Annotated in this window: 8 protein-coding genes and 1 pseudogene; 6 read left to right on the forward strand and 3 right to left on the reverse strand. The window is 61.8% G+C overall.

Annotated elements, in window-relative coordinates; all coding sequences use genetic code 11:
- A partial coding sequence (locus tag EN955_RS33080; protein ID WP_164769949.1) for an NTP transferase domain-containing protein occupies positions 1–534 on the forward strand: 534 nt, incomplete at its 5' end.
- 32 nt (positions 535–566) lie between these two features.
- A complete protein-coding gene (locus EN955_RS33085) occupies positions 567–1457 on the forward strand; it encodes a phospholipase (protein ID WP_024504344.1) in 891 nt (296 codons plus the stop codon).
- A 29-nt stretch (positions 1458–1486) separates the two neighbouring features.
- On the opposite strand, the gene EN955_RS33090 is transcribed toward EN955_RS33085, so the two are convergent.
- A complete protein-coding gene (locus tag EN955_RS33090; RefSeq protein WP_024504345.1) occupies positions 1487–2539 on the reverse strand; it encodes a DUF1176 domain-containing protein in 1053 nt (350 codons plus the stop codon).
- A gap of 138 nt (positions 2540–2677) precedes the next feature.
- Between EN955_RS33090 and EN955_RS33095 the strand changes: the two genes are divergently transcribed.
- Positions 2678–3184, forward strand: a complete 507-nt coding sequence (locus EN955_RS33095) for a DUF1993 family protein (protein WP_024504346.1) — start codon at positions 2678–2680, stop codon at positions 3182–3184.
- 61 nt (positions 3185–3245) lie between these two features.
- Here the strand turns inward: EN955_RS33095 and EN955_RS33100 are convergent, their stop codons facing one another.
- Entirely contained in the window at positions 3246–3410 is a 165-nt protein-coding gene (locus tag EN955_RS33100) for a hypothetical protein (protein ID WP_023706483.1), read from the reverse strand.
- A gap of 310 nt (positions 3411–3720) precedes the next feature.
- On the opposite strand from EN955_RS33100, the gene EN955_RS33105 reads away from it, so the two are divergent.
- From EN955_RS33105 to EN955_RS33115, 3 genes are all read left to right on the forward strand, one after another.
- Positions 3721–4176: a hypothetical protein gene (locus EN955_RS33105; protein ID WP_081714352.1), complete on the forward strand. Its 456-nt coding sequence runs from the start codon at positions 3721–3723 to the stop codon at positions 4174–4176.
- 113 nt (positions 4177–4289) lie between these two features.
- Positions 4290–5357 (forward strand): aldo/keto reductase, encoded by a 1068-nt coding sequence (locus EN955_RS33110; RefSeq protein ID WP_024504348.1) that lies wholly within the window; start codon positions 4290–4292, stop codon positions 5355–5357.
- A gap of 51 nt (positions 5358–5408) precedes the next feature.
- Positions 5409–6674, forward strand: a complete 1266-nt coding sequence (locus EN955_RS33115; protein ID WP_024504349.1) for a cysteine desulfurase-like protein — start codon at positions 5409–5411, stop codon at positions 6672–6674.
- Positions 6675–6689: 15 nt separating this feature from the next.
- Here EN955_RS33115 and EN955_RS33120 read toward each other — a convergent pair.
- A pseudogene (locus EN955_RS33120) lies at positions 6690–6880 on the reverse strand (histone deacetylase family protein); the annotation flags it as partial.

Consider the following 6880-nt stretch of genomic DNA (forward strand, 5'->3'; position numbering starts at 1 on the left):
CTGTTGGCGCTGTTCGACGGCAAGCCGCTGGTGTACCGCACCGCCGAGCGGGCGCTTGGCTCGAAGGCGTCCAGAACTGTCGTTGTCACCGGCCACCAGCGCGAGCGGGTGCGCGCTGCGCTGGCGGGCCTCGACGTGACCTTCGCGCACAATCCTGATTTTACCGACGGCTTGTCCACGTCGCTGAAGGCCGGCATTGCCTATCTGCCGGAGGACTCCGCCGGTGTGATGATCGTGCTCGGCGACATGCCCGATATCACGTCCCACGATCTCGACAGATTGATCGATGCGTTCCGCAAGGGCGGCGGCAATGCGGTGGTCCGCGCTTCGCATGACGGCAAGCGCGGCAATCCGGTGCTGTTGCCGCGTTCGCTGTTTCCGGCGATCGCCCATCTGGAGGGCGACACCGGTGCACGCCATCTGGTCGAGACCGAAGGGCTCGATGTCATCGATGTCGAGATCGGCGCGGCGGCGTCTGTCGATGTCGACACGCGCGAGGCGCTGGAAGGCGCCGGCGGCGTGCTGCAGGATTGACAAACCCAAGCCGAATTACGCATGCCTTGGGTATGTCTTTTCGCCGCCAAATTTTCTGTGCCTTTGCAGTCACGACCGCGTTGCTGTCTTCGGCCGCGCAAAGTCAGACGCTGTCCCTAAAACCCTTCAAGGACGATCTCTTCGCCTATCCGCCCACGCTGTCGTCCGACAGCAACGGCGCCTACACGGTCATCGACTACCGCGAGATGCGCGACATCAACCAGCGTGACCAGGTGCCCGAGCGGCGGGTGAACGCCCAATATACCGACGCCAGCGTGCGCAAGGTGCAGCAGGATCTGTTGCTGAAAACCGACGCCGGCGATATCAGGCATGTCGCCGTCGGCAAGACCGAGGGCGCCGGCATCATCGTGCTTTACCTGCACGGGCAGGGCGGCAGCCGCAAGCAAGGTGTCGACGACTTCACCTTCGGCGGCAATTTCAACCGGCTCAAGAACCTGATGGCCGGCAATGGCGGCCTCTATCTCAGTCCGGATTTTACCGATTTCGGCGACAAGGGAGCGGCGCAGGTGGCGGCGCTGATCGGTCATTATGCCGAACGATCGCCAGGCGCGAAGATCTTCGTCGCCTGCGGCTCGATGGGCGGCGCGCTGTGCTGGAAGCTTGCCGCGCGCAAGGACATGGGCGGCCGCATCAACGGCCTGCTGCTGCTCGGCTCGCTATGGGATGAGAGCTTTTTCACCAGCCCAGCATTCAAGCGCCGTGTGCCGGTCTTTTTCGGCCAGGGCAGTCACGACGTGGTCTTCCCAGTGGCAAATCAGGAGGCATTCTTTCGCTCGATCCTGGCCAAATCGAAGACTTACCCGACCCGTTTCGTTCGTTTCGAGACCGGTACCCATGGCACCCCGATCCGCATGACCGACTGGCGCGGCACGCTCAACTGGATGCTATCGAAGTCGCCCTGATCGACACAGCCTGCAAGCCCGTGTGACGCTCAAGGCGCAGTGTTGTAGTCGACGACAGTCTCGGGATTTTGCTCGCCGTCATAGGATGCATCGACGTCGTACTGGACCAGCGAGAAATTGCCGTTGCGGAACAGATACGTGCCGGCGTCGGAAGCATCGCCGACCCCGCGCCACTTGTTGAACGTGGTGATCGTCTGGGTGGCCTCGTCGTAGTCGGAATTGACCGCCCAGCCGGACGTCTGGAAACCGACGATGCTCATGCCCAGCAATTTGCCGTTGCTGTCATTGTTCTCGTAGCGGATGTCCATCTTGGGTTCGGCGAATTGCAATTGCTGCACGGCCGATGTCTCGTCGGTCATATAATAGACCGAGCTTTCATTGTAGGCGGCGGCCGAGCAGGAAAAATGGAACAGCCGCGTCTCCTTGTCGGGGTCGCCGGGCTGCGCATCCTTGTCCTTGTATTTGATTGAAAAGACCGTCGGCTCGTCGGCCAGGAACTGCTTGTCGCACTGGTCGCCATAGGTTGCCAGAAACGCCTTCTTTGCCTGCTCCAGCGCAGTGTCCTTCTTCGGTGGCGGCGGCCCATCGCCGCAGCTTGGCGGCAGCGCCTCCTCGAAATCGACGGTGGAGGGTTTCAGTGCCCCCTTCTCGATGTGGATCGGATCGAAGGGTGGCTCCGCCTGGATCTGGGCATTCACCTGGCGCAGCGTGTAGCAACCGGCAAAAACCTTTTCGCCGCCGCTCTTATCGGTGGCGCGGATGGCGATGGGCACGTTGTAGAAAATGCTGCCGGCCGCACCTTCGTCGGAAACCGCCCCGGTCAAGACCTCGACCTTGTCGGTGCCGTCATAGCCCTTGACGAAACTGTCGAAATCCTTTGCCGGTTTTGTATCGCCGAAATACCCCCAGGCGCGGGCGAATTCGTGCCGGGTGATGGCGCTGTAGAGCGAACGAACAACAGCATCGGCGCTCGACCGGTCGTCGACATAGGGCGCTTCGGGGGCATCTTCGGCTGCCAAGGTCGTTTGACCGATCGGGGCCAGGGAGAGAAAGGCAGTCGCTGCGAAAAGGGCGCATCTCATCGGGAACCTCCGCTCGATAAGAGGATTCTACGACGGCGATTGCGGCAACGTGGTGACGCGGCGTCGGCGGCCTTGAAAAATCCTGCACGAAGGCGCTACGTCGCGTCCGCCGGCGCTGGGCCGGGCAGGAGATTTGACGTGACGATATCGATGTATGAGGCATCCGTGCCGGTGTTTTCGGCCAGGCTGAAAGCGCTTTCCAATGTGCTTGCGACCGCCGAACAGAATGCGCTGGACCGCAAGATAGACCCGCAGGTTTTTCTGACGGCGCGGCTGGCGCCGGACATGTTCGCCTTGACCAGGCAGGTGCAGATCGCCACCGATCATGCCAAGGGCGCGCCGTCACGGCTCGCCGGCCGCGAAGTGCCGAAATACGAGGACAATGAGGCGAGTTTTGCCGATGTCCAGGCTCGCATCACGAAGACGCTCGACCTTCTCGCGACATTTTCGGCTGCCGAATTCAACGGCTCCGATGACAAGATCATCGAGCTGAAGTTTGGTGGACGCGAAAGCTCGATGCCCGGCCTGCAGTATCTGCTGCATGTGGCCATGCCCAACTTCTATTTTCATCTCACCACGGCTTACGACATCCTTCGCCACAATGGCGTACCGTTGGGCAAGGCGACATTCCTGGGATCGCGCTAAGGAATTGAGTTTTTTGGAGGTGTCCCGGACCGATCCGGGACATCCTGAACACCGGATGCAGCTAGCGAACGGACATTTCGCGGGCGATGCGGGGGAAGTCGGCCGGCTTGATCCCGATGTCGGCGCGGTCGGCATTGCTCATCGAATGAAGCAGCGCGAGCGCCGAGCGGTATCTCAGATGTTCCTGCGGCCGAGGCCGGGCGAACATTTCAGTGAAGAAACCCATGATTCAAGCCCCAAAATTGGTCCTCCACGGCTGCCAATATAGGTGAATCGTGACAATTGTGCAGTGCAGCATTTGCATACCTGCCATGTCTTGGCGAATTTTTTCGCCATTTTCCGCAACCGGGTGAAACTTTTGCTGACGCGCATCGTAGCCTCGAATGCTGGCTGCATGGCTGCCACGAGGCGACGGCTAAATTCGTTGAGATCGGTGCCATGCATTTTTAACGAGCCGGTTCTATGCTTCGATACCCGAATGGTCGGGCGAGGGGGAGGCTGACATCGCTACTGGCGCCAAGCGGGATTTCGCTTCGTTGCTCGACGACCTCTTCATCGCACCCGACAAGAATGGCGAGGGCGAAGAGGCCGGCGCTCGTCCATCCATCCCGTTCGACTATCTTTCGGTGGCCGATGAACTCCATTCCGGCCGCATCAAGGTTTCCGCTGCCGAATATCGCGAGGCGGGCGCGGATCTGGCGACCGAATTCGCCGCTTTGCTCGATCATGCCAAGCTGGTTCTCGCCGGCGAAGAGCCAAAGCCCGAGGAAAAACTGCCGCCGATCGATCCCGAAGCCATCGCCGTCGAACTCGGCCTCAATCAGCCCAAGCAGGTCGCCGATTTCGGCCGTATGCGCCGCAGCTTTGCCTTTGCCAACCATCCCGACCGCGTCGCCCCACATTTGCGCCAGCGCGCCATGATCCGCATGCAAGTGGCCAACATGCTGATCGACGAGGCCAAGCGTCGTGCACTGGCCGGTGCTCGCCGCTAACCCGGCTGGTTCACGCAAAAGTCGGCCTGGCGAGGCTTGGAGAGCGGCTCTGCTTTGCCTATAGATGCGGCTCCTCCGCGCAGTCGCGCCAGCCTTCCTCCGGAGCCGAATCCATGCACAAACGCCGTCTCGGTCGGACCGATCTTCTTGTTACCCAGATCTGCCTGGGCTCCATGACCTGGGGCCAGCAGAACACCGAGGCCGAAGGCCACGCCCAGATGGACCTGGCTTTCTCGCGCGGCGTCAATTTCATCGACACCGCCGAGCTCTATCCGATCCCGCCCAAGGCGGAGACGCAGGGACGGACCGAAAAGATCATCGGCAGCTGGATGAAGGCCAAGGGCAACCGCGACAAGGTGATCTTGGCCTCGAAGGTCGTCGGCCGCACGGCCAACAGCTGGTTTCGCGGCGACAGGCCGTCGCAACTGGTGCGCGCCGATATCTTTGACGCCATCGACAAGTCGCTGGCCAAGCTCGGCACCGACTACATCGACCTCTATCAGATCCACTGGCCGGAGCGGGATATCCCCTGGGGCGCCAACCCGACGCGCGTCGGCGCCGTGTCGCCGCGCGCCGATTCCGTCGGCGCACCGGCCGGCGAAACGCCGATCGCCGAGACGCTTGCCGTGTTTGACGAATTGGTGAAGGCAGGAAAGATCCGGCATTTCGGCCTGTCGAACGAGAGTTCCTGGGGCGTGATGCGGTTCCTTGCCGAAGCCGACAAGGGTATCGGCCCGCGCGTCGCGTCGATCCAGAACGCCTACAATCTCGTCAACCGCACCTTCGAGGTGAATCTCGCCGAGGTCTGCGAGCGCGAGCAGGTGTCGCTGCTGCCTTATTCGCCGCTGGCACAGGGCTATCTCACCGGCAAGTACGACCACGGCGCGCGGCCTCAGGGGTCCCGCTCGCAGCTGTTCAATCGCGGCCAGCGTTACGAGACGCCAGGTGCCGCCGAAGCACAACTTGAATACAATGAGCTGGCGCGCTCCTTTGGCCTGGAGCCGGCACTGTTTGCCAATGCCTATGTCTCGAGCCGGCCGTTCGTAACCTCGAACATCGTCGGCGCAACGACGCTTTCGCAGCTCGACATGGCGCTGTCTTCCGTCGACGTCGTCTGGACCGACGAAATGCAGAAGGCGGTGGATGCGATCCACCAGCGGGTCGGCAATCCCTGTCCTTGAACGGGGATTGCTGGCCGAATATCCAACGATTACAATGGGAGAAGGGCGGCAATGAATTTTCCGATCGAGGCTATCCGGGGGAAATTTCCCGCTCTCTCTCTGACCGACAAGGGCCGCCGCCGCATCTATCTCGACAACCCTGCCGGCACGCAGGTGCCACAGGCAGTGGCGGATGCGGTATCGCGCTGTCTCTTGACCACCAATGCGAACCTTGGCGGCTACTTCGAAACGACGATTGCCGCGCAGGCCGTCGTCGATGAGGCACATGAGGCCATGGCCGATTTCCTCGGCGCCGCAAGCCCTGAGGAAATCGTCATCGGCGCCAACATGACGACGCTGACCTACCACATCTCGCGCACGCTCGGCCGCACGATGCAGCCCGGCGACGAGATCATCCTCACCCGCATGGACCATGAGGGCAACGTCTCGCCCTGGCTGCAACTGGCCGAGGATCACGGCCTCGTCGTGCGCTGGCTGCCGTTCGACGAAACCAGCTGGCAGGTCGAGGAGGCGACGCTGGCTGGCTTGCTTTCGGAGAAGACACGGCTGGTCGCGTTGAACTACGCCAGCAATTTGACCGGTTCGATCAACCGGGTGAAGGTGCTGACTGCGATAGCCAGGAATGCCGGTGCGCTGGTCTATGTCGATGCCGTCCAATTCGCGCCGCACGGGCTGATCGACGTGCAGGAGCTCGGCTGCGATTTCCTGATCTGCTCGGCCTACAAATTCTTCGGCCCGCATATGGGCATATTGTGGGGCCGCCGTGATGTCATCGAGACGCTGGAGCCCTACAAATGCCGCTGCTCTTCCAACGGTCTGCCGGAGCGGTTCGAACTCGGCACGCCGCAGATCGAGCTGATGGCCGGCCTCACCGCCGCGGTCGACTACTTTGCCGACCTTGGCGCGGCGGCGAGCGAGGGCGGTTCAAGAAGGCAGAAGATCGCCAAGGCGTTCGCGGCTTCGATCGCGTACGAAAACCCGCTGGCGCAACAACTGATCGACGGCCTGTCCGATATCGAGGGCCTGACCGTCCACGGCATCACCGATCCGAAGCGGCTCGGCGATCGCGTGCCGACGGTTTCCTTCACCGTCGATGGCATCGTGCCCGAAACGATCGTACGGCTGATGAACGCCGAAAAAATCTTCCTGTGGTCCGGTCACAACTACGCCTGGGAGATCGTCCACCAGCTCGGCATTCCAGCCGAGCATGGCGTCGTGCGCATCGGCATTGCTCACTACAACACGGCAGCCGAAATCGACGAAACGCTGGAAAGTGTGCATCGGGTCATCGCCATGCTCAGGCAGCAGCGCTCCTGACGCTGGCTTGAGCATTCACCGCATCTTGCCGCCGAAACCAGTGAGGAACGCCGTGAGATTGTCGCCGAGTTCGTCGCAGAGGTAGCCGCCCTCCTGGACGATGACCGTCGGTAGGCCGAGCTTTGCGATGGCCTCGCCGATGCGCGAGAAGCCAGGCGTCGTCACCGAAAGTCCGCCGAACGGATCGCCCTCGAACGCGTCGAGGC

The organism is Mesorhizobium sp. M7A.F.Ca.CA.001.04.2.1, assembly GCF_003998485.1.
In the GTDB taxonomy this organism is placed as follows: domain Bacteria; phylum Pseudomonadota; class Alphaproteobacteria; order Rhizobiales; family Rhizobiaceae; genus Mesorhizobium; species Mesorhizobium ciceri.